This is a genomic window from Tardiphaga sp. 768_D3_N2_1, from assembly GCF_052076105.1.
GTDB lineage: Bacteria > Pseudomonadota > Alphaproteobacteria > Rhizobiales > Xanthobacteraceae > Tardiphaga.
The window spans coordinates 1-20,103 of the sequence record NZ_CP197245.1; the positions used below are offsets into that span (position 1 = coordinate 1).

The 20,103-nt window shown below is 61.5% G+C and carries 18 protein-coding genes; 11 read left to right on the forward strand and 7 right to left on the reverse strand.

The genetic code is table 11. The features are described from left to right. Nucleotides 1-443 precede the first annotated feature (443 nt). Complete coding sequence (locus tag AB8A27_RS00005; RefSeq protein ID WP_115034098.1) at nucleotides 444-1,271, reverse strand: sterol desaturase family protein; 828 nt, start codon at nucleotides 1,269-1,271, stop codon at nucleotides 444-446. Between the two features lie 285 nt (nucleotides 1,272-1,556). Between AB8A27_RS00005 and AB8A27_RS00010 the strand changes: the two genes are divergently transcribed. The 9 genes from AB8A27_RS00010 to AB8A27_RS00050 all read left to right on the forward strand — a co-directional run bounded on the left by AB8A27_RS00010 (nucleotide 1,557) and on the right by AB8A27_RS00050 (nucleotide 10,396). Continuing rightward, a complete protein-coding gene (locus tag AB8A27_RS00010) occupies nucleotides 1,557-1,721 on the forward strand; it encodes a Flp family type IVb pilin (protein ID WP_441240137.1) in 165 nt (54 codons plus the stop codon). Between the two features lie 303 nt (nucleotides 1,722-2,024). Next, entirely contained in the window at nucleotides 2,025-2,549 is a 525-nt protein-coding gene (locus AB8A27_RS00015) for an A24 family peptidase (RefSeq protein WP_441240138.1), read from the forward strand. Between the two features lie 120 nt (nucleotides 2,550-2,669). Then, a complete protein-coding gene (gene cpaB / locus AB8A27_RS00020) occupies nucleotides 2,670-3,455 on the forward strand; it encodes a Flp pilus assembly protein CpaB (protein ID WP_441240139.1) in 786 nt (261 codons plus the stop codon). Nucleotides 3,456-3,472: 17 nt separating this feature from the next. Then, a complete protein-coding gene (locus AB8A27_RS00025) occupies nucleotides 3,473-4,927 on the forward strand; it encodes a type II and III secretion system protein family protein (protein WP_441240140.1) in 1,455 nt (484 codons plus the stop codon). 17 nt (nucleotides 4,928-4,944) lie between these two features. Beyond that, nucleotides 4,945-5,685 (forward strand): CpaD family pilus assembly protein, encoded by a 741-nt coding sequence (locus AB8A27_RS00030; RefSeq protein WP_441240141.1) that lies wholly within the window; start codon nucleotides 4,945-4,947, stop codon nucleotides 5,683-5,685. Beyond that, nucleotides 5,682-6,950 (forward strand): AAA family ATPase, encoded by a 1,269-nt coding sequence (locus AB8A27_RS00035; protein WP_092152052.1) that lies wholly within the window; start codon nucleotides 5,682-5,684, stop codon nucleotides 6,948-6,950. The genes AB8A27_RS00030 and AB8A27_RS00035 overlap by 4 nt, the downstream gene beginning before the upstream one ends. 21 nt (nucleotides 6,951-6,971) lie before the next feature. Further along, the gene (locus tag AB8A27_RS00040; protein WP_441240142.1) at nucleotides 6,972-8,426 is read left to right on the forward strand and encodes an ATPase, T2SS/T4P/T4SS family; all 1,455 of its coding nucleotides are present in this window, start codon (nucleotides 6,972-6,974) and stop codon (nucleotides 8,424-8,426) included. Nucleotides 8,427-8,436: 10 nt separating this feature from the next. Further along, nucleotides 8,437-9,411 carry a type II secretion system F family protein gene (locus AB8A27_RS00045; RefSeq protein ID WP_441244783.1) on the forward strand — a complete coding sequence of 325 codons (975 nt, stop codon included), beginning with the start codon at nucleotides 8,437-8,439 and terminating at the stop codon, nucleotides 9,409-9,411. A 10-nt stretch (nucleotides 9,412-9,421) separates the two neighbouring features. Beyond that, a complete protein-coding gene (locus AB8A27_RS00050; protein WP_441240143.1) occupies nucleotides 9,422-10,396 on the forward strand; it encodes a type II secretion system F family protein in 975 nt (324 codons plus the stop codon). Nucleotides 10,397-10,459: 63 nt separating this feature from the next. Here AB8A27_RS00050 and AB8A27_RS00055 read toward each other — a convergent pair whose 3' ends face one another. Then, nucleotides 10,460-11,263: a tetratricopeptide repeat protein gene (locus AB8A27_RS00055; protein ID WP_441240144.1), complete on the reverse strand. Its 804-nt coding sequence runs from the start codon at nucleotides 11,261-11,263 to the stop codon at nucleotides 10,460-10,462. Between the two features lie 173 nt (nucleotides 11,264-11,436). On the opposite strand from AB8A27_RS00055, the gene AB8A27_RS00060 reads away from it, so the two are divergent. Both AB8A27_RS00060 and AB8A27_RS00065 read left to right on the forward strand, forming a co-directional pair. Continuing rightward, nucleotides 11,437-12,816, forward strand: coding sequence for a leucyl aminopeptidase family protein (locus tag AB8A27_RS00060; protein ID WP_441240145.1), 1,380 nt, complete (start codon nucleotides 11,437-11,439; stop codon nucleotides 12,814-12,816). Further along, entirely contained in the window at nucleotides 12,809-13,660 is an 852-nt protein-coding gene (locus AB8A27_RS00065; RefSeq protein WP_441240146.1) for a C40 family peptidase, read from the forward strand. The genes AB8A27_RS00060 and AB8A27_RS00065 overlap by 8 nt, the downstream gene beginning before the upstream one ends. On the opposite strand, the gene AB8A27_RS00070 is transcribed toward AB8A27_RS00065, so the two are convergent. The 5 genes from AB8A27_RS00070 to AB8A27_RS00090 are packed head-to-tail and all read right to left on the reverse strand — an operon-like array spanning nucleotide 13,644 to nucleotide 20,095. Further along, a complete protein-coding gene (locus tag AB8A27_RS00070) occupies nucleotides 13,644-14,300 on the reverse strand; it encodes an NUDIX domain-containing protein (RefSeq protein WP_441240147.1) in 657 nt (218 codons plus the stop codon). The two genes, AB8A27_RS00065 and AB8A27_RS00070, sit on opposite strands and share 17 nt — an antisense overlap. 5 nt (nucleotides 14,301-14,305) lie before the next feature. Further along, nucleotides 14,306-15,943 (reverse strand): ABC transporter ATP-binding protein, encoded by a 1,638-nt coding sequence (locus AB8A27_RS00075; protein ID WP_441240148.1) that lies wholly within the window; start codon nucleotides 15,941-15,943, stop codon nucleotides 14,306-14,308. A gap of 9 nt (nucleotides 15,944-15,952) precedes the next feature. Beyond that, nucleotides 15,953-17,131: an ABC transporter permease gene (locus AB8A27_RS00080; protein WP_441240149.1), complete on the reverse strand. Its 1,179-nt coding sequence runs from the start codon at nucleotides 17,129-17,131 to the stop codon at nucleotides 15,953-15,955. Beyond that, nucleotides 17,131-18,237 carry a microcin C ABC transporter permease YejB gene (locus AB8A27_RS00085; RefSeq protein ID WP_441240150.1) on the reverse strand — a complete coding sequence of 369 codons (1,107 nt, stop codon included), beginning with the start codon at nucleotides 18,235-18,237 and terminating at the stop codon, nucleotides 17,131-17,133. The genes AB8A27_RS00080 and AB8A27_RS00085 overlap by 1 nt, the downstream gene beginning before the upstream one ends. Nucleotide 18,238: 1 nt before the next feature. Continuing rightward, nucleotides 18,239-20,095, reverse strand: coding sequence for an extracellular solute-binding protein (locus AB8A27_RS00090; protein WP_441240151.1), 1,857 nt, complete (start codon nucleotides 20,093-20,095; stop codon nucleotides 18,239-18,241). Nucleotides 20,096-20,103 lie beyond the last annotated feature (8 nt).

Below are 20,103 nucleotides of genomic sequence, written 5' to 3' on the forward strand. Positions count from 1 at the left end.
CGAAAAAACACCGCAGGCGGAACGCTGGGCACTTGCCTGACGCTTCCGAAAGTCCTGATGCATTCACCATTGCGGAAGACCGCATTCGCATCAGGCCCAAGGGTGCAACGGGCACCCGGCGTTCCGCACGCCCTCTCACAGGGGGCAGGGAATGCAACAGACGACGGCGCCCCCCGCGCCGCTAACAATGGGGGCGATGACGCATGTCTGAAGCACAGTGGCTGTTTGACAGTTGAATCCGTGAATGACGTGACGCTTCGTCGTCACCCCACACTCCGCCGTCATGCCCGGCGAATGCCGGGTATCCACGCCTTGGCCACACACGAAGGAAGACGAGGATGGCCGGGACATCGAGCGAAGCTCGCTTCGCGCCATCCGGCCATGACGACTGAGAGCGTTGCGCGAGATCGCAGGATGCATCGCGCATGAGCAGAACGAGCGCCCTACTGCTTGAACGGATAGACCAGCTGGCCGGTGAATTCGGTCGGCAACGGCTCGCCATCGACACCGTAATTGTCCGGCAGCTCGCCCGCCGGCATACGGAAGGTCCCGAACATGATGTCCCAGATCGGAAACGTGCCGGCGAAATTGGTGTTACCACCGCGCTCCAGCGAGGTGTGGTGCCAGCGGTGAAACACCGGCGTCGCCAGCACATATTTGAACGGTCCGAGGGTCCAGTTCAGATTGGCGTGCACGAAAGCCGAATGGAAGGTCGTGAAGGGTCCGACCCACAGCATGATGTTCGGCGAGATACCCGCCATCAGCAGCAGCACGTCGACGGCGACGGTGCCGAGAAACAGATTGACCGGATGAAACCGTGCCGCGGAGATCCAGTCCACCTCTTCCGAGGAGTGATGGATCGCGTGGTATTTCCAGAAGCCGCCGCCGTGATACATCCGGTGCAGCCAGTACAGCATGAAGTCGGACACCACGAGGAAGAAGAGCGCCTGTACCCAGAGCGGCATCTGCGCCAGCGGCCCGTGGCCATTGTCGTAGAAGGCGATCAGCTCATCCGCATCGTGAATATTGAAGACAACGGCAGCGCCGACCACGAGGAGCCCGATCCGCACCACGCGGGTGATCAGCGGCACGAAGAACCAGTAGACCACGTCGGTCACGATCTCCGTCTTGCGCCACCAGTGCTTGCCGGGATTGCAGGCCCAGAAATGCGTCAGCACCGTAAAGACCACCGCAAGAACCAGCGTGATCGGCACCACCTTCATGATGGTCTCGCCGAACATGTTCAGGACTTCCATGGGGAGTGTCGTCATCGCGGCCTCGCGGTATTCGGAGGCCAAGAGTTACCGCGCTATGCTTAAGGAGCGATGAAGCGAAAAGGACATGCTTGGTGTCATCACACCCAAGTCATTCTAAAATCGCCTTAAGTAGGTATTTACCGTGCAAAAGAAGAGACAAATGCGACCGACTTTCATCAATCGAATTAACCGCACTGCAATTCCCCACTCCTAGTGTTCGCTCATGGTCACGGTGCTGAGAACGCCGGGGAGACCAGGCATCACGATCGACAGCCACGTGCACATATGGAGTTTTGTATTATGAAGAACCTCGTTTCGCGTTTCATGAAGGACGAGTCCGGCGCCACCGCTATCGAATACGGCCTGATTGCTGCTGGCATCTCGCTGGCCATCATCGCGGTCGTTAACGGCCTCGGCTCGAACCTGAATGGCAAGTTCAGCTCGATCAACACCTCGCTCAAGTAAGCGACTGTTACGAGTGCATCAAAGGCTCCGGTGTCCGGAGCCTTTTTTGTTTCCAAATGCTGCTGACCGCCAGCCGCCAGGATCGTTCTGCGTATGAGACACCCGGGCACACCCCGCTCCGTTCTGGAAGGACTGCAGCTTTCGCTGCGCGACCCCGCCGGTCTGGTCTGCGCCGCATTGGTCCTCGCGCTGGTCGCGGTTGCGATTCGGATCGCCAGCGTTTGGTAAATTCTTTCTTGTTGTCCGATTGTTCATTTCTGCTGGCTAGGTTTTCCGTCGTCGCCGCAACAGGCCCTTGAAGCCATGATCCTCGATTTGACGCGCCTCCTGCTGTTCCCGGGCCTGATGGCCTATGCAGCGATCAGCGACCTTTTCACGATGACGATTTCGAACCGCATCTCGCTGCTGCTCGTGGCGGGTTTTGCCGTACTGGCGATCTTCGGCGGAATGGGTCTTCACGATGCGCTGTCGCATCTCGGCGCGGGGGCGACCGTGCTGGTGGTCGCTTTCGCCTGTTTCGCCTTCGGCTGGATCGGCGGCGGCGATGCCAAGCTCGCCGCGGCGGCGGGACTGTGGTTCGGCTTCGACCATCTCCTGAACTACCTCGTTTACGCCTCGCTGTTCGGTGGCGCGCTCACTCTGCTGCTGCTCCAGTTCCGGCAATGGCCGCTACCCTATGCGCTCGGCGGCCAGGCCTGGCTGATGCGTCTGCATCACAAGGACACCGGCATCCCCTACGGTATCGCCCTCGCCCTCGGCGCACTGCTCGTTTACCCCGACACTGGGTGGGTGAAGACGATCGACCTCGCGCGTTTCGCGCTTCACTAGGGCCGGAACTTTCTATTAACGCGATTTAGATACCGCTCATTAACCATGCTTTGACGAATAACTGGTCAACTCCCGTTACAGCGGCGGCAGCGTCGCGGCGTAATGTGGAAAGTGAAGCGTATGAATACCGCACGCATTGTGGTCCTCGCCATTGCACTCGGCGCTGGCAGTGTGGCGCTATATCTTGCGAGCACATCGGACGCACCGCCGCCCCCTCAGGTCGCCGAAGCCCCGACAACTGACGTCCTCGTTGCCAAAGCCGATATCGCGCTCGGTCAGGCGCTCGGTCCCGATGATGTCCAGTGGCAGTCCTGGCCCGCATCAGCGGCGAGCAGCAATGTCATCAGCCGTAACAGCCGCCCGGACGCCGCGGTGCAAATCGCCGGCTCCATCGCGCGTTCGGGCTTTATCGCCGGCGAACCGATCCGTGAACCGAAGCTGGTGCGCGCCAATGGCGCTGGCTTTATGGCCGCTGTTCTGCCGACCGGCATGCGTGCTGTCTCCACCGAAATTTCGCCGGAAACCGGCGCCGGCGGCTTCATTCTGCCGAACGACCGCGTCGACGTGATCCTGTCGAAGCGCGAACGCGGCGGTGATCGCGGCGGCACGGAGGTCATCAACTCCGAGATCATCCTGAACAATATCCGCGTTCTCGCCATCGATCAGGCGCCCAAGGAAAAGGACGGCCAGAACTCAGTCGTCGGCAAGACCGCAACGCTCGAATTGAAGCCCGAACAGGCCGAACTGCTCGCCCGCGCGCGGCAGAGCGGCACGATCTCGCTGGCATTGCGCGCGCTGGTCGACGCCAACGCGCCTGCGCCGGTTGAAGATCCCAATGGCGGCAAGCGCGACAGCATTAACATCGTGCGTTACGGCATCCCGTCGACCGCGACCGTGACGAAGTGATCGAGAGGACGCACGCAATGAGGCGCATCACAACAGGCGGATCGATACGGGCTCTTGCTGCCCGCGCGCTGTCGCTCACCGCCATCACGGCGTTCACGATCAATCCCGTATTGACGCCAGTTTTCGCGGCCGACTCCGCCTCCATGCAAGCCGGCAGCGCCGGCGCCTTGAACGCGAAATTCCTGCCGCTCGGCATCGGCAAGTCGATCGTCATCGACCTGCCGCGCGACATCAAGGATGTGCTGGTCGCCGATCCCAAGATCGCCAACGCCGTTATACGTTCGGCGCAGCGCGCCTACATCATCGGCGCGACCGTAGGTCAGACCAACATCGTATTCTTCGACGTCACCGGCCAGCAGATCGCCGCCTATGATATCGCCGTCACGCGCGACCTGAACGGTATTCGGGCCGCGCTCAAGCAGACCATGCCCAATGCCGATATTCGTATTGAAGGTCTCGGCGATAGCGTGATGCTGTCGGGTACGGCATCGAGCCAGGTCGAAGCGCAGCAGGCCACGGATCTCGCGGCGCGCCTCGTCGGCGGCGTGGACAAGGTCGTGAACAGCATCTCGGTGCGCGGGCGTGATCAGGTCATGCTTAAGGTCACCGTTGCGGAAGTCCAGCGCAACATCGTCAAGCAGCTCGGCGTCGATCTGTCGGCATCGATGAGCTACGGCACGTCCGTCGTCACCTTCAACAATACCAACCCGTTCACGGCACGCGGCAGCGCCCTGGTCCCCGAAAACTTCCTCAAGGGATCCTTCGGATCGACGCCCTCCGTCACGGCGACGCTGAAAGCGATGGAAAACGCCGGCGTCATCCGGACGCTCGCCGAGCCCACGCTGACCGCGATCTCCGGCGAGACCGCCAATTTCCTGGCGGGCGGCGAATTCCCGGTCCCCGGCGGCAATACCTGCGATCCCACGACGCGGATCTGTACGACACAGATCACTTTCAAGAAATTCGGTATTTCGCTGGGCTTCACGCCGGTGGTTCTGAGCGAAGGTCGTATCAGCCTGCGTGTCGGCACCGAAGTCTCCGAGCTGTCGCAGGAAAATTCCGTCACGATCAGCGGAACGTCGATCCCGGCGATCAAGGTCAACCGCGCGGACACCACGCTTGAGATTCCGTCCGGCGGTTCGATGGTGATGGCCGGCCTTATCAAGCAGCAGACCAAAGCCGCTATCAGCGGCCTGCCGGGCATGTCGCAATTGCCTGTGCTGGGCACGCTGTTCCGCAGTCGGGATTACGTCAACAACAACACCGAGCTGATGGTCCTGGTCACGCCCTATGTGGTCCGCGCCGTCGCGCAGAAGGATCTCTCGCGTCCGGATGACGGCTTCGTGGATGCATCCGATCCGCAGGCCGATCTGCTCGGCAACGTCAACCGCATCTATGGCGCACCGAAACGTGCCGAGTCGGCGCCGGCAACGCGCGGCTATCGCGGCGCTTTCGGCTTCATCACGGATTGAGACGGGACATGTATCCGATGACCATGATCAATCACACAGCAATACACTCTTCGCGCACGCGGATTGCCACTGGCGCGCTGCTGTTCCTGGCGCTTGCGCTCGGCGGCTGCAAGACCGTTGCGCAAGACACCACGTCGGCCATACCGGACGATTACCGGCTGCGGCATCCCATCGTTGTCGAAGAACGGGCCAAGACCACCGAGGTCTTTGTCGGCAGCCAGCGCGGCGGCCTGTCGGCAACACAGCGCGCGGATGTCATATCGCTCGGTCAGAACTGGTTGCGCGAAGGCACCGGCGTCATCACCGCGGAAGTTCCGGTCAATACGCCAAATGCACGTGCCGCCAAAGAGTCCTATCGCGAGGTTCATTCGCTCCTGATGGCGGTCGGCGTACCGCAGAACGGCGTCCTGATGCGCAGCTATCAACCGGGCGATCCGCGTATGTTGCCGACCATCCGCGTCAGCTACTCGCTGATTGCGGCTTCGGTCGGTCCGTGCGGCACCTGGCCCGACGACCTCGCGTCGTCGATCAAGAACAAGGGCTATCTCGCAAACAAGCCGTATCACAACCTCGGCTGCTCCCAGCAGCGCAATCTTGCCGCCATGGTCGCCAATCCTTCGGATCTGGTTCAGCCGCGCGCCGAAACCCCTGTCTATGCCGGCCGACGTACCGTCGTGCTGGACAAGTATCGCAAGGGTGAAAGCACTGCGACGACCTATCCCGAAGACAAGACCAAAATCAGCAATGTGGGCCAATGATTAGCTACGCGCAGAAAACCGCAGACGAAGAACCCACTGCCGCAACACCCGCAGCAGAGGAGCATATTGCGCCGGCACCGCGGGTGTCGGTGCAGGCGTTTTGCGAGACCGTGGAAACCGCTGCCGCCGTGCAGGCGGCCGCCGAAGACAGGCGCTTGGGCAAGGCTCACATCAAGATTCAGATGGGCGGCATGCCTGCGGCCATCGAGGCCTATCGGTCGGCACCGACGCCGAACGTCATTGTTCTCGAGACCGAGCCGCGCGGCGACATTCTCGCTGGTCTTGATCAGCTCGCGACGGTTTGCGATGCCGGTACCCGCGTTGTGGTGATCGGCAAGGTCAACGATGTCACGCTGTACCGCGAGCTCGTTCGTCGCGGCGTCAGCGACTACGTGATCGCGCCTGTCGCGACGATCGACGTCGTTCGTTCGATCTGCGGACTGTTCTCGGCGCCGGAAGCCAAGGCGGTGGGCCGCATCATTGCCGTGGTCGGCGCCAAGGGCGGCGTCGGCGCGTCCACCATCGCCCACAATGTCGCCTGGGCGATCGCGCGCGATCTGGCATTGGACTCCGTTGTCGCCGATCTCGATCTCGCCTTTGGAACCGCCGGGCTGGACTACAACCAGGATCCCCCGCAGGGTATCGCTGACGCAGTGTTCTCGCCGGATCGTGTCGATACCGCCTTCATCGACCGACTGCTGTCGAAGTGCACCGATCATCTCAGTCTGCTGGCCGCCCCAGCCACGCTGGAGCGCGTCTACGACTTTGGCAGCGAGGCTTTCGACTCGATCTTTGACACGCTGCGGTCGACGATGCCATGCATCGTGCTCGACGTGCCGCATCAATGGTCGGGCTGGACCAAGCGGGCCTTGATCGGCGCGGACGACATCCTGATCGTCGCGGCTCCCGATCTCGCCAACCTGCGCAATACCAAGAACATGTACGATCTGATCAAGGCCTCTCGCCCCAATGATCGCGCACCGCTGTACTGCCTCAATCAGGTCGGCATTCCAAAGCGGCCCGAAATCAGCGCCAGCGAATTCGCCAAGGCGATCGAGACACCGCCGATCGTCACGATCCCGTTCGATCCGCAGATGTTCGGATCAGCCGCCAATAATGGCCAGATGATTGCCGAGATTGCGGCCAACCATCGCACCACCGAGCTCTTTCTGCAAATTGCGCAGCGGCTGACGGGCCGCGGCGAGGCCAAGAAGCCACGAGGATCCTTCCTGGGTCCGTTCCTGGAGAAGTTGCGGTCGAAGTAATCCACCGCATGGAGTGTTGTCGTGTTTGGTAAGCGTAGCGGAACAGATATCGACGTCCGGGCCGTCAAGCCCGCCAGTGCGCCCGAGCCTTCTGCGGGCGGGATGGCTGCGTCTGCGCCACCGGCTGTTTCATCGCCGCCGCTGTCACCCGCGCGCGCCGCACCGGCCCCTGTCATCGCAGAGCGCCGCTCCGAAAATTACTATCAGGTCAAAGCGACGATTTTCGGCGCCCTGATCGAGGCGATCGACCTCGCGCAGCTTGCCAAGCTCGACGGTGAATCCGCGCGCGAGGAAATCCGCGACATCGTCAACGAGATCATCGCGATCAAGAATATCGTGATGTCCATTGCCGAGCAGGAAGAACTGCTCGACGATATCTGTAACGACGTGCTCGGTTACGGGCCGCTCGAACCGCTGCTGGCGCGCGACGACATCGCCGACATCATGGTCAATGGCGCCGGCACGGTGTTCATCGAAGTCCAGGGCAAGATCCAGAAAACCGGCATTCGCTTCCGCGACAATCAGCAGCTGCTGAATATCTGCCAGCGCATCGTCAGCCAGGTCGGCCGCCGCGTCGATGAATCCTCACCGATCTGCGACGCCCGTCTTGCCGACGGCTCGCGTGTCAACGCCATCGTACCACCGCTGGCCATCGATGGTCCTGCGCTGACGATTCGTAAGTTCAAGAAGGACAAGCTGACCCTCGAGCAGCTGGTCAAATTCGGTGCAATCTCGCCGGACGGCGCCCAGATCCTCCAGATCATCGGCCGTTGCCGCGCCAATGTGCTGATCTCTGGCGGTACCGGCTCGGGCAAGACCACGCTGCTGAACTGCCTCACCAACTATATCGACGACGACGAGCGCATCATCACCTGCGAGGATGCCGCTGAACTGCAGCTGCAGCAGCCCCATGTGGTGAGGCTCGAAACCCGGCCGCCGAACATCGAGGGCGAAGGCCAGATCACGATGCGCGAACTGGTGCGCAACTGTCTGCGTATGCGTCCGGAGCGGATCATCGTCGGCGAAGTCCGCGGACCCGAGGCATTCGACCTGTTGCAGGCGATGAATACCGGCCATGACGGCTCGATGGGTACCCTCCACGCCAACAATCCGCGTGAAGCGCTGTCACGCTGCGAATCCATGATCACCATGGGCGGCTTCTCGCTGCCCTCGCGCACCATTCGCGAAATGATCTGCGCGTCGATCGACGTCATCGTACAGGCCGCCCGTCTGCGCGACGGTTCGCGCCGCATCACGCACATTACCGAGGTGATGGGCATGGAAGGCGACACCATCATTACGCAAGATCTGTTCATCTACGACATGGTCGGCGAGGACGCCAACGGCAACATCATCGGACGACACCGCTCGACTGGCATTGGCCGCCCGCGGTTCTGGGATCGTGCGCGCTATTACGGCGAGGAGAAGCGGCTCGCGGCGGCGCTCGATGCTGCCGAAATCATAGCGCCGAACTGAGGAGCGAATGATGAACATGCAGGCGCTCGCATTGGCATTCATGGCCAGCATCGCTGTCGGCGGTCTGGCCTGGGTCTTTCTCTATCCGCTGTTGTCCGGCGAGAAGAAGGCCGAAACCCGCCGTGCATCGGTCGCGCGGACGGAGCCCGTGGCGCGCCAGGTCGACAGAAATCAGCGCTCCCGGCGCGAGCAGGTCGAAGGATCTCTCAAGGAAGTCGAAGCACGTCTCCAGAAGGAAAAGAAGATCCCGCTCGGAATCCGGATCGCACAAGCCGGTCTCGACTGGAGCGATCAGAAATTCATGGTGATCTCCGGCATTCTGGGCGGCGGAAGCTTCCTGCTGACCATGATGTTTGGCGGCGGTCTGCTCGCGGCGGCCGGTCTCGGATTCGCCGCCGGCTTCGGCCTGCCGCGCTGGGTCCTCGGCTTTCTCAAGAAGCGGCGCGAAGCCGCCTTTCTCAAGGCGCTGCCAGATGCCGTCGACGTCATCGTTCGCGGTATCAAGGCCGGCCTCCCGCTGTTCGATTCGATCAAGGTTGTCGCCGCCGACGCGCCGGAACCCCTGCGCAGCGAATTTCTTGCCATCATCGAAACTCAAACGATTGGTATGCCGCTCGGCGAGGCCTGTGCGCGGCTCTATGAGCGCATGCCGCTTCCGGAAGCCAACTTCTTCGGCATCGTCGTCGCGATTCAGCAGAAGTCGGGTGGCAATCTCTCGGAAGCTCTTGGCAACCTCTCCAAGGTGTTGCGCGACCGCAAGAAGATGGCCGAGAAAATCCAGGCCATGTCGATGGAAGCCAAGGCGTCCGCCGGCATCATCGGCTCCCTGCCGCCAATCGTGATGTTGCTCGTCTATCTCAGCACGCCTGAATATATTTCGCTGCTGTGGACCCATCCGACAGGCCGGTTGATGCTGGCAGGCTGCGTCGTCTGGATGTCCTGCGGCATCTTCGTCATGAAGCGCATGATCAACTTCGACTTCTGATGGTGCTGACATGGTCGACATCCTGATAGCAAAGCTCCACGACGTCCGTTTCATGACGATGTTGCTGGCCGCGATCGCGGTTGCGGCAACGGCTTACAGCCTGCTCACACCGCTGTTTGCCGGCGATGGCCTCGCCAAACGCATGAAGGCGGTAGCGAGCGAGCGGGAGCGGCTGCGGCAACGCGAACGGGACCGCATGGCCAAAGGCGAGCGCGTGTCGCTGCGCCAGACACCGAAGCAGCTTGTCTCCAAGGTTGTGACTGACTTCAACCTCGGCAAGTGGCTGGCGCAGGAAGCCGCGCTCGACAAGCTGGTCATGGCCGGCTATCGCGGCCAGGCGCCCTATATCACCTTCCTGTTCTTCCGGGCCGTGACGCCGATCGTGTTCCTCGTCTTCGCGATCCTCTACGTGTTCGTGATCTCGCGGATGGAGCAATCGATGCCGATCAAGATCGGCATGTGCCTTGGTGCCGCCTATCTTGGCCTGCAGGCACCGATGATCTTTCTCAAGAATGCGATCACCAAACGCCAGCTCTCGATCCGCCGCGCATTTCCGGATGCTCTCGATCTGCTGCTCATCTGCATCGAATCCGGCATGTCCATCGAAGTCGCGTTTCGTCGCGTGTCCATCGAAATCGGATCGCAGTCGGTGGCGCTGGCCGAGGAATTCACGCTGACCACGGCCGAACTGTCTTATCTCCAGGATCGCAAGATCGCATACGAGAACCTCGCAAAGCGCACCGGGCTTGAAGGTGTCAAATCGGTCTGTCTGGCGCTGATGCAATCTGAACGCTACGGCACGCCGCTCGGTCAGAGCCTTCGCGTGATGGCGCAGGAAAACCGGGACATGCGCATGAACGAAGCCGAGAAGAAGGCTGCGGCACTGCCGCCAAAGCTGACCGTGCCGATGATCCTGTTCTTCCTGCCGGTGCTGTTCGTCGTCATTCTCGGCCCGACGGGCATCAAGGTTGCAGCGATGCAGTAAGACCGGGTTGAGCTCCGATCTTGCGGCACATCACTACGGCTTTGAGTCTATGCGTGTAGAAACTTACGACCGCCGCGGTGCGTTGTCGTCCTGGGCACCCAGACGCGGCGTGCCTTTGCTGCTCAGCATTTCCTTGAGATAGGCGACATTCGCCGCCGCCTCGTCCGGCGGCAGGTCAGCCTTGACGATGGATTCCGCTTCACCGAACCGGCCCTGCAGGCCGACCACGAGACCGAGGTTCTGGCGAACGCGAGGATCGACATTGCCGCGGCCTTGCGCGCGGCGCAGCGTCGCCTCCGCCTGCGGCAGATCCTTCGAGAGCATGTAGGACAGACCGAGATTGGAGAGCACGGACGGCTCCTCCGGCCTGATCTTCAGCGCACTGCCGTAGTAGCGGCGGGCCTCGTCATGCTTGCCCATCTGATCCAGCACAGCGCCTTGTGCCGACAGGATGCGCCAGTCCGGATTGGCCGGGCTATGCGCTGTGGTCAGAACATCGAAGGCGCGCTGGAAGCTGCCGGTGTCAGCCAGCGCACGGCCGTAGCCGGCCAGTAGCGGCTTGTTGCCAGGATTGTTCAGGGTCGCCTGTTCGAACACGGACACGGCCTGGGCGCGCTGGCCATTGGCACGCAATGCCTGACCGTAGCGCAAGGCCATGTCGGCGTCCTTCGGGTTGGCACGGTAGCGTTCGCCATAGACTTCGACGGCACGGGCGGGATCTGCATCGGCTGGTGCTTCCGCACGAGCGCCAAGGGAACCGGTGATTTCGGACATGCCCGCCGTCTTGCAGCCGGCAAGGCCTGTAGCCAGGATTGCCGTTACTGCCGCTGTCGCCAGAAGCCGGGCAAGACAAGGGGACTGACGCATGGCAGCTTGACTCAACAATGGAGCGAACGGGCGGGCCGGAGGACTTCAGCAATAGAGTGTTAACCCTAATGGCTGGTTAATCGGCTTGGAGAGCGCCATATCCTCCCATACCGTCGCTTGACGCCCTTTGCGCTTCAGGTGTCATTGCCGTTCCCTTTTGCGAGATTCTGCATATGCATTCCGCCTTCGAAACGTCCGCCACATCGGCCATTCCGATCACCTTCGCCACCAAGACGACCTGGCCCGAGATCAGCGCGACGCTCCCCGCGCCGGCGAAAGCCTTTGCCGCGGCCAACGGTTTTGCGGCGAAGCCCGGCGTATGGCTAGCGCTGCCGGCAGAGGACGGTGCAATCGCCCAGGTGATCTTCGGACTGGAAGACGACAGCGCGCTCCACCGTGACCTGTTCCGCCCCGGACAGTTGCCCGGCCTGCTGCCGCCGGGCACCTACCGTTTCGCCAACGCACCACACGACACCCGCCTCGCCGCGCTCGCTTTCGCCCTCGGCAGCTATCGTTTCGGCCGTTATCGCAAGAATGATGAGCCCAAGGCGAAGCTGGTGCCGCCGGATGGCGTCGATATCGCCGACATCAGCCGTATGGCCGAGGCCGCAGCACTGGCACGCGATCTCATCAATATGCCGTCAAACGATATGGGACCGGAAGAACTCGCCGCGGCCGCCAGGGATCTCGCCACGCGTTTTGGTGCAGACTTCAAATGCATCGTGGGCGATGACCTCGTGCAGCAGAATTTCCCGTTGATCCACGCCGTGGGCATGGCCTCGACACGTGCGCCACGACTGATCGATTTTTCCTGGGGTGATCCATCGCATCCGAAGGTGACGCTGGTTGGTAAAGGCGTCTGCTTCGACACTGGTGGTCTCGATCTCAAGCCATCGAGCGGCATGCTGATCATGAAAAAGGACATGGGTGGTGCAGCAAATGTCCTCGCGCTGGCGCTGATGGTGATGGACGCCAGACTGAAAGTGCGATTGCGCGTGCTGATTCCCGCCGTTGAAAACGCTGTTGCGGGCAATGCCTTTCGTCCGCTCGATATTTTCAAGTCGCGCAAGGGGCCAACTGTCGAGATCGGCAACACCGACGCTGAAGGCCGCCTGGTGCTGGCCGATGCGCTGGCCTATGCCGACGAGGAGAAACCGGACCTGCTCGTCGATCTGGGCACGCTGACCGGCGCTGCACGCGTGGCGCTCGGGCCCGATCTACCGCCCTACTACACCAATGACGAGACGCTGGCGCTCGACGTCGCGCGCTGTGCGAAGGAGCAGAATGACCCGCTCTGGCGACTGCCGCTCTGGGCTCCCTACGATGCCTGGCTCGACTCCAAGGTCGCCAATATCAACAACGCACCGTCTGGCGGCTTTGCCGGCTCGATCACCTGCGCGCTGTTTCTGCAGCGTTTCGTCGAAGCCGCAAAGAGCTGGCTTCACGTAGATATCTATGGCTGGACGCCATCGGCGAAACCGGCGCGCCCCGAAGGCGGCGAATGTCAGGCTGCGCGCGCAATCTATCAGCTATTGAGCCAACGCTATGGATAAACGCGACCCAAGGCTCACGCCCGCACGGCCAGACGTGGCCGCGCGCTATCTTGAAGGTCTGGTCGAGGCTTCCCGTTTCGTTGACGGCGAAGAATTCGAAATTGTCGATGGTGTCACCGCGATGCGACGCGAGCCATTCGCCGGCGCCATGCTGGACACGCAAGCCCTGAAAGGGGAGCGCTTCACCGTTTACGACCGCAATGACGAAGGCTGGGCCTGGGGCCAACTCAATGGAGATGGCTATGTCGGCTGGCTCTCGGATCTCGCGCTCTATCCACCTGGACCGACACCGACGCACAAGGTGACCGCGCTCCGGACGTTCGTTTTTCCTGGTCCCTCCATCAAGCTGCCGCCGACAGATACGCTACCGCTCGGCGCGCGCCTGGCCATCATCAAGATGACCGATGCGTTTGCAATGACAAACGCCGGACATTGCGTCCCGAGGCGGCATGTCACGGAGATCGATGCGTTCGAGACCGATTTCGTTGCCGTGGCCGAACGCTTCGTCGGCACGCCCTATCTCTGGGGCGGCAAGAGCAGCCTCGGTATCGATTGCTCGGGGCTGGTGCAGATCGCACTGACCGCCGCGGGAACCGGGTGCCCCCGCGACAGCGACATGCAGGAGAGCGGCCTCGGCCGCGCCCTGTCAGACGCCGAGATGCAACATCTGAAGCGCGGCGACCTGATCTTCTGGAAAGGCCACGTCGCCATCGTCCGCGATGCCGACACGATCGTGCATGCCAATGCGCATCACATGGCAACGGCTATTGAAGATACAAAGGATGCCATCGCGCGGATCAAGGCTGCCGGCAGCGACGTAACGAGCATCAGACGGCTGGACTAGGTACAGCTCGGTCGTAGCAGTCCCTCAACCGGTCACGATGCAGCGCCAGCCATTGCAGGGCACTCACCATCAGGCCGTTGTGAACTGCACCGCTGTCCAATGCCGCGATCGCGTCGTCGATGGAGACTACGAAGGGCCGCGTATCCTCGTTTTCCCCGACGAGACCACCCTGCGCGGCTACCTTGCTGCTGTCCACGAAGCCGAGAAAGAATGTGACATACTCATCGGTGAAACCCGGCGTCGGCAGCACACTATAGAGTTCAAACAAACGCTGCGGCGTTACGCCGATCTCTTCCGCACATTCTCGCGCAGCGGCCGTGAGCGGCGATTCATCCTCATCGACGCGCCCGGCGACGATCTCGACCATCTCACCACGCCCCGTAGCCAGATGCGCCGGCAGACGGAATTGATGGATCAGTGCGACCTCGCCACGCGCAAGATCGATTGGAAGAACCGCAGCCACCTTGCTGGCACGCAAGATGTCACGTTGCTGCCGCAACGTCCCATCGTCCGCGCGAATGATCGCGATATCGTACCGCTCATAGGTCATGAAGCCGCGTCCGACAACCGTCGGAGCCGAGACTGCGACATCGGCAGCACGGTCTGCGATAGCGGAACGGCGATCATTGTCTTTCGTCATTGTTCTTACTGCGTTGCAGCCCCGCCCGGCGACGTCTCGATCCGGAACGCCGCAGCGAACAGTGCGCGGGTGTAGTCGGTCTTTGGATTCCTGAAAAGCTCCGCGGCGGGCCCCTCTTCGACCACCTTGCCATGGCGCATCACGATGAGATGGCTGGCCAGTGAAGCAACCACACGCAGATCGTGCGAAATGAACATATAAGTCAGATCCCGCTTGCGCTGCAGCTCGCGCAGGAGATCCACCATCTGCGCCTGGAACAGCATGTCGAGCGCGCTGGTCGGCTCGTCCAGCACGATAAAGCTCGGTTCCAGCACTGCAGCGCGCGCGATCGAAATGCGCTGCCGCTGGCCTCCGGAAAACTCATGCGGATAACGAAAGCGCGTCTTGGGATCGAGGCCGACATCCTGCAGCGCCTTGACGACACGCGCCTCGCGATCCTCCGCAGAAAGCGACGGCTGATGCACGCTCAGACCCTCGGCGATGATATCGCCGACCGACATACGCGGCGACAGCGCACCGAACGGATCCTGAAACACGATCTGCATATCGCGCCGGATCGGCCGCATGTCCTTGAACTGCAGTCCCTGGATATCCTTGCTCAGGAACACGATCGGGCCTTGCGAGGAGATCAAGCGCAACAGCGCAAGACCGAGCGTCGTCTTGCCGGAACCGGACTCGCCGACAACACCAAGCGTCTCACCTTGCCGCACCTTCAGGCTGACACCGTCCACTGCCTTTACGTGGCCGACCGTCTTGCGCAGCAGCCCGCGCTTGATCGGAAACCAGACCTTGAGATCGTCCGTCGACATCACGACCGGCGCTTCCGGGCGCGGCGGCGCGGGATCCGGTTTCGGTTCAGCCGCGAGCAGGTCGCGCGTATAGGGGTGCTGTGGTGACGTGAACACCTGCTCCACCGGCCCCTGCTCGACGATCTTGCCATTATTCATCACACAGACGGTGTCTGCGATGCGGCGGACGATTCCGAGATCGTGGGTAATGAAGAGGAGACTCATACCGAGCCGCTGACGAATGTCAGCCAGCAGTGCGAGGATCTGCGCTTGCACAGTCACGTCAAGCGCCGTGGTCGGCTCGTCGGCGATCAGAAGATCGGGCTCGTTCGCAAGCGCCATCGCGATCATGACGCGCTGGCGCTGCCCGCCAGACAGCTGATGCGGATAACTGGCGAGACGTGTCTCCGGATCGGGAATGCCGACCTGAGTCAGCAACTCCAGCGTTCGTTCACGTGCCTTGCTGCCGCGCATACCGTTATGCAGCTGCAGAATTTCGCCGATCTGCGCACCGATGGTGTGCAGCGGGTTCAGCGAGGTCATCGGCTCCTGGAAGATGATCGAGATGTCGTTGCCGCGGATTTCTCGGATCTCGCCTTCCGACATGCCCAGGAGTTCATGACCCTTGAAACGGATATGGCCGGTCGGATGCGACGCCGTTGGATATGGCAGTAGCCGCAGGATCGACATGGCGCTGACGGATTTGCCCGAGCCGGACTCGCCGACAAGGGCCACGCATTCGCCGCGCTTGATCTCGAACGACACCCTGTCGACAGCGACCGACGTATTGCCGCCATGATGGAACGCGACCGAAAGATCGCGGACATCGAGCAGCGGCTGGTTGATGGCATCCATGCTGCGGCCCTACCTGAACGTCTTGCGCGGATCGAAGGCGTCGCGGACGCCCTCACCGATGAAGATCAACAGCGACAGCATGATCGCCACCGCAAAGAAGCCGGTGAAACCGAGCCAGGGCGCCTGCACATTGGCCTTGCCCTGCGACAGCAGCTCGCCGAGCGACGGCGAGCCCGGCGGCAGGCCGAAGCCGAGGAAATCGAGCGCAGTCAGTGTCATCACCGAAGACGAGACGATGAACGGCAGGAAGGTCATCGTCGCGACCATAGCGTTGGGCAGCAGATGCCGGATCATGATCTTGGCGTTGGAGACACCGAGCGCCCGCGCCGCCATGATATATTCGAAGTTGCGGCCACGCAGAAACTCAGCGCGCACGAGGCCGACCAGCGCTACCCACGAGAACAGCAGCAGGATTCCAAGCAGCACGAAGAAGCCGGGCACCAAAACCGACGACAGGATCAGCAGCAGATAGAGTGACGGGATCGCACTCCAGATCTCGATGAAGCGCTGAAAGGCTAGATCGACCCAGCCGCCGAAATAGCCCTGCACGCCGCCCGCGGCGATGCCGATGATCGACGAGACAATGGTGAGCGCGAGGCCAAACAGCACCGAGATGCGAAAGCCATAGATCAGCCGCGCAACGACATCGCGGCCCTGATCGTCGGTACCGAGCCAGTTATATTCGAGATCACGGCAGCTCTTGAGGCCCTTCTTCTCAACCACCGGTCTGCACTGCTCCTCGGTGAGCATCCAGGTGGGCTTCGAGGGCGCCGGCGTCGGCAGATCGAGATTGTGCGTGTCGTAGGAATAACGGATCAGCGGCCAGAGGATCGTACCTCCCTTCTCGGCGATCAGCTTCTGCAGGAACGGATCGCGATAGTCCGCAGCCGTCTCGAAATCGCCGCCGAAGGTCGTCTCCGAATAGGTGACGAAGGCCGGGAAATACATCTTGCCGTCGAACTTGATGAAGAACGGCCGATCATTGGCAATCACCTCTGCGAATAGCGAGATGAAGAACAGGGCCATGAAAATCCAGAACGACCAGTAACCGCGGCGGTTGGACTTGAAGTTCTGCCAGCGGCGCTGGTTGAGCGGCGATATGCCGAGCGGATGACGCGACGGCGGCACGGCTTCGCCGAGCGGCGATTGTGTGGTGCTCTCCACGGGAAGGGGCGCGGTGATGGTCATCAGACGTCTCGCGCCTCAAAGTCGATCCGCGGATCGATCCACATATAGGCCAGATCGGACAGCAGATTCACCACCAGGCCGACCAGCGAGAAGATGAACAGCGTGCCGAACACCACGGGATAATCGCGATTGAGTACGCTCTCGAAACCGAGGAGGCCGAGCCCATCGAGCGAGAAGATCGTTTCGATCAGCAGCGAGCCGGAGAAGAAGGCGTGGATAAATGCGCCGGGGAAGCCGGCGATGACAATCAGCATGGCATTGCGGAAGATGTGATTGTAGAGCACCTGCCGCTCATTGCAGCCCTTGGCACGCGCGGTCATCACATATTGCTTGCGAATTTCATCGAGGAACGAGTTCTTGGTCAGCAGTGTCATGGTGGCGAAGGCGCCGAGCACCATCGAGACCAGCGGCAGTGTCATGTGCCAGAAATAGTCGATGATCTTCCAGTACCACGGGAACTGGCTCCAGCCATCGGAAGTCAGTCCGCGCAACGGGAAGATGCTCCAAAACGATCCGCCCGAGAACAGGATGATCAGAAGGATCGCGAACAGGAAGCCTGGGATAGCAAAGCCGACGATGATGACAGCGGAGGTCCAGGTGTCGAAGCGGGAGCCGTCCCGCACAGCCTTGCGAATGCCGAGCGGGATCGAAATCAGATAAGTGATCAGCATCATCCAGATGCCGAGCGACATCGAGACGGGCAGCTTCTCCTTGATCAGCTGCAACACAGTGGTGTCGCGGAAATAGCTCTTGCCGAAATCGAAGCGGGCGAAATTCCACAGCATCAGCGCGAAGCGTTCCGGCGCAGGCTTGTCGAAACCGAACTGCTTCTCCAGGCTCTTGACGAAATCCGGGTCGAGGCCTTGCGCGCCGCGATATTTCGAATTCACCGCGTCGCCAGCAGCGCCCGGTTGCGCGCGGTTGCCGAAGTCACCGCCAGACGAGCCGGAGACGCGCGACGCGCCGGTGTCGGCGCCGCTGAGCTGCGCGATCACGCGCTCGACGGGACCGCCCGGCGCGAATTGCACCACGACGAACGAGACGAACAGAATTCCCAGCAGCGTGGGAAACATCAGCAGCACGCGCCGTGCGATATATGCGCCCATGCTATTTGGCCTGCTCGCTTGAAGGTTTTGCGGAAGCCCACCACAGATCGGGGGCACCGACGCCGATATATTTCGGCAGATTGGCGGGATGGCCGAACACATCCCAATAGGCCACGCGATGCGACGCCGAATACCATTGCGGCACCCAGTAGCGGCCGGCACGAATGACACGATCCAGCGCCCGCGCTGCGAAGACGAGCTTCGGCCGCGTATCGGCGGCGATGACTTCGTTCATCAGCGCATCGACGACGGGATCGGAAATGCCGGCGAGATTGTTCGAGCCTTTGGTGGCTGCCGACTGCATCGAGAAGAACGAACGCAGGGAATCACCGGGGATGGTCGAGAAGCTGAAGCGTTCGATGGCCGCGTCGAAGTCGAAATCGTCGCGGCGTGCGCGGAACTGCACGGGATCGACAAGGCGCACACTGGCCTCAATGCCGAGCGTGCCGAGATTCTTGATATAGGGCATGTGATGCGCCTGGAAAGCAGGCTCATCGAGCAGAAACTCGACTTTGAACGGCTCACCCTGCGCGGTCATGCGCTTGCCGTCCTTCATCACGCAGCCGGCATCGTTCAGGAGCTGGATCGCCTTGCGCAGCAGCGTACGGTCCTGACCCGAGCCGTCCGATGTCGGCGGCAGATAGGGATCACCGAACACTTCGCTCGACACCTTGTCACGGAACGGCTCCAGCAATGCGAGCTCTTCCGACGACGGCTTACCGACTGCCATCAGGTCCGAGTTCTGGAACGGCGACACCGTGCGCACATAGGCGCCGTACATGATGGTCTTGTTGGTCCATTCGAAATCAAATGCGTTACCGAGCGCCTCACGCACGCGCGGATCCTTGAACTTGGCGCGGCGTGTATTGAGGAACCAGCCCTGCGCACCGGACGGCGTATCGTCAGGCAACATTTCCTGCTTGACCCGACCATCCTTCACGGCAGGGAAATCGTAACGCGTATTCCAGATGCGCGAGGTGAACTCCTCGCGATACAGATAATTGCGGCCGGTGAAGCCTTCGAAAGCCACGTCGCGGTCACGATAGAAATCGAACCGGACCGTATCGAAATTATAGCTACCGCGATTGACCGGCAGGTCTGCTGCCCACCAATCCCTCACGCGGTCGAACTCGATGTAACGCCCGACCTCGAAGCGGCCGACCTTGTAGGGACCGCTCCCGAGCGGAGCCTCCAGCGAGGACTCGTCGAACGCGCGCTTGTCGTAATAGGCCTGCGAGAAGATCGGCATCCCGGCCACGAACAGAGGAACGTCGCGACCACGCTTCTCGGCGAAAGTCACCACCAGCGTCACATCATCGACCGCTTCGGCCTTCACCATGTCGCGCATCTGCTGCGTGATGATGGGATGGCCCTTGGTCTTCAGCGCCGTCAGCGAGAAGGCCGCATCGCGCGCGGTGAGCTTGCTGCCGTCATGGAAGCGCGCCTCGGGCCGCAGCGTAAAACGATAGGTCAGACCATCGGCGGAAATTTGAACGGTCTTCGCGACCAGCCCATACATCGCATCGGGCTCGTCGCCGGCGCGCACCATCAGCGGCGCAAAAGTCATGCCCATGCCCTGCGCGCCATCGCCCTTCAGAATATAGGCGTTTAGCGAGTTAAAGGTCTGGAACGACTGGTTGAACGCGCGGCTCGACGGCACCGTCGAGAAGGCGCCGCCTTTCGGCGCCGTGACGTTAACGTAGTCGAAATTCGGAAAATCCGCGGGATACTTCAGATCGCCGAAGGCCGACATGCCGTGCGATTCACTTGGAGCCTGCGCCAGTGCGGGACTGAAGCGTGACGCCGCGATGGCGCCGATCCCGAGACCCAGCACGTGCCGACGATTGAGCTGCGCCATGCGCGATG

Excerpts from the sequence above, each read along its gene's own strand:
- AB8A27_RS00060 (WP_441240145.1), top strand. The coding sequence starts at position 11,437 with ATGCATTCCGCCTTCGAAACGTCCGCCACATCGGCCATTCCGATCACC.
- AB8A27_RS00045 (WP_441244783.1), top strand. The coding sequence starts at position 8,437 with ATGAACATGCAGGCGCTCGCATTGGCATTCATGGCCAGCATCGCTGTC.
- AB8A27_RS00065 (WP_441240146.1), top strand. The coding sequence starts at position 12,809 with ATGGATAAACGCGACCCAAGGCTCACGCCCGCACGGCCAGACGTGGCC.
- AB8A27_RS00025 (WP_441240140.1), top strand. The coding sequence starts at position 3,473 with ATGAGGCGCATCACAACAGGCGGATCGATACGGGCTCTTGCTGCCCGC.
- AB8A27_RS00090 (WP_441240151.1), bottom strand. The coding sequence starts at position 20,095 with ATGGCGCAGCTCAATCGTCGGCACGTGCTGGGTCTCGGGATCGGCGCC.
- AB8A27_RS00055 (WP_441240144.1), bottom strand. The coding sequence starts at position 11,263 with ATGCGTCAGTCCCCTTGTCTTGCCCGGCTTCTGGCGACAGCGGCAGTA.
- AB8A27_RS00010 (WP_441240137.1), top strand. The coding sequence starts at position 1,557 with ATGAAGAACCTCGTTTCGCGTTTCATGAAGGACGAGTCCGGCGCCACC.
- cpaB (WP_441240139.1), top strand. The coding sequence starts at position 2,670 with ATGAATACCGCACGCATTGTGGTCCTCGCCATTGCACTCGGCGCTGGC.
- AB8A27_RS00005 (WP_115034098.1), bottom strand. The coding sequence starts at position 1,271 with ATGACGACACTCCCCATGGAAGTCCTGAACATGTTCGGCGAGACCATC.
- AB8A27_RS00070 (WP_441240147.1), bottom strand. The coding sequence starts at position 14,300 with ATGACGAAAGACAATGATCGCCGTTCCGCTATCGCAGACCGTGCTGCC.
- AB8A27_RS00035 (WP_092152052.1), top strand. The coding sequence starts at position 5,682 with ATGATTAGCTACGCGCAGAAAACCGCAGACGAAGAACCCACTGCCGCA.
- AB8A27_RS00030 (WP_441240141.1), top strand. The coding sequence starts at position 4,945 with ATGACCATGATCAATCACACAGCAATACACTCTTCGCGCACGCGGATT.
- AB8A27_RS00050 (WP_441240143.1), top strand. The coding sequence starts at position 9,422 with ATGGTCGACATCCTGATAGCAAAGCTCCACGACGTCCGTTTCATGACG.
- AB8A27_RS00075 (WP_441240148.1), bottom strand. The coding sequence starts at position 15,943 with ATGGATGCCATCAACCAGCCGCTGCTCGATGTCCGCGATCTTTCGGTC.
- AB8A27_RS00015 (WP_441240138.1), top strand. The coding sequence starts at position 2,025 with ATGATCCTCGATTTGACGCGCCTCCTGCTGTTCCCGGGCCTGATGGCC.
- AB8A27_RS00080 (WP_441240149.1), bottom strand. The coding sequence starts at position 17,131 with ATGACCATCACCGCGCCCCTTCCCGTGGAGAGCACCACACAATCGCCG.
- AB8A27_RS00085 (WP_441240150.1), bottom strand. The coding sequence starts at position 18,237 with ATGGGCGCATATATCGCACGGCGCGTGCTGCTGATGTTTCCCACGCTG.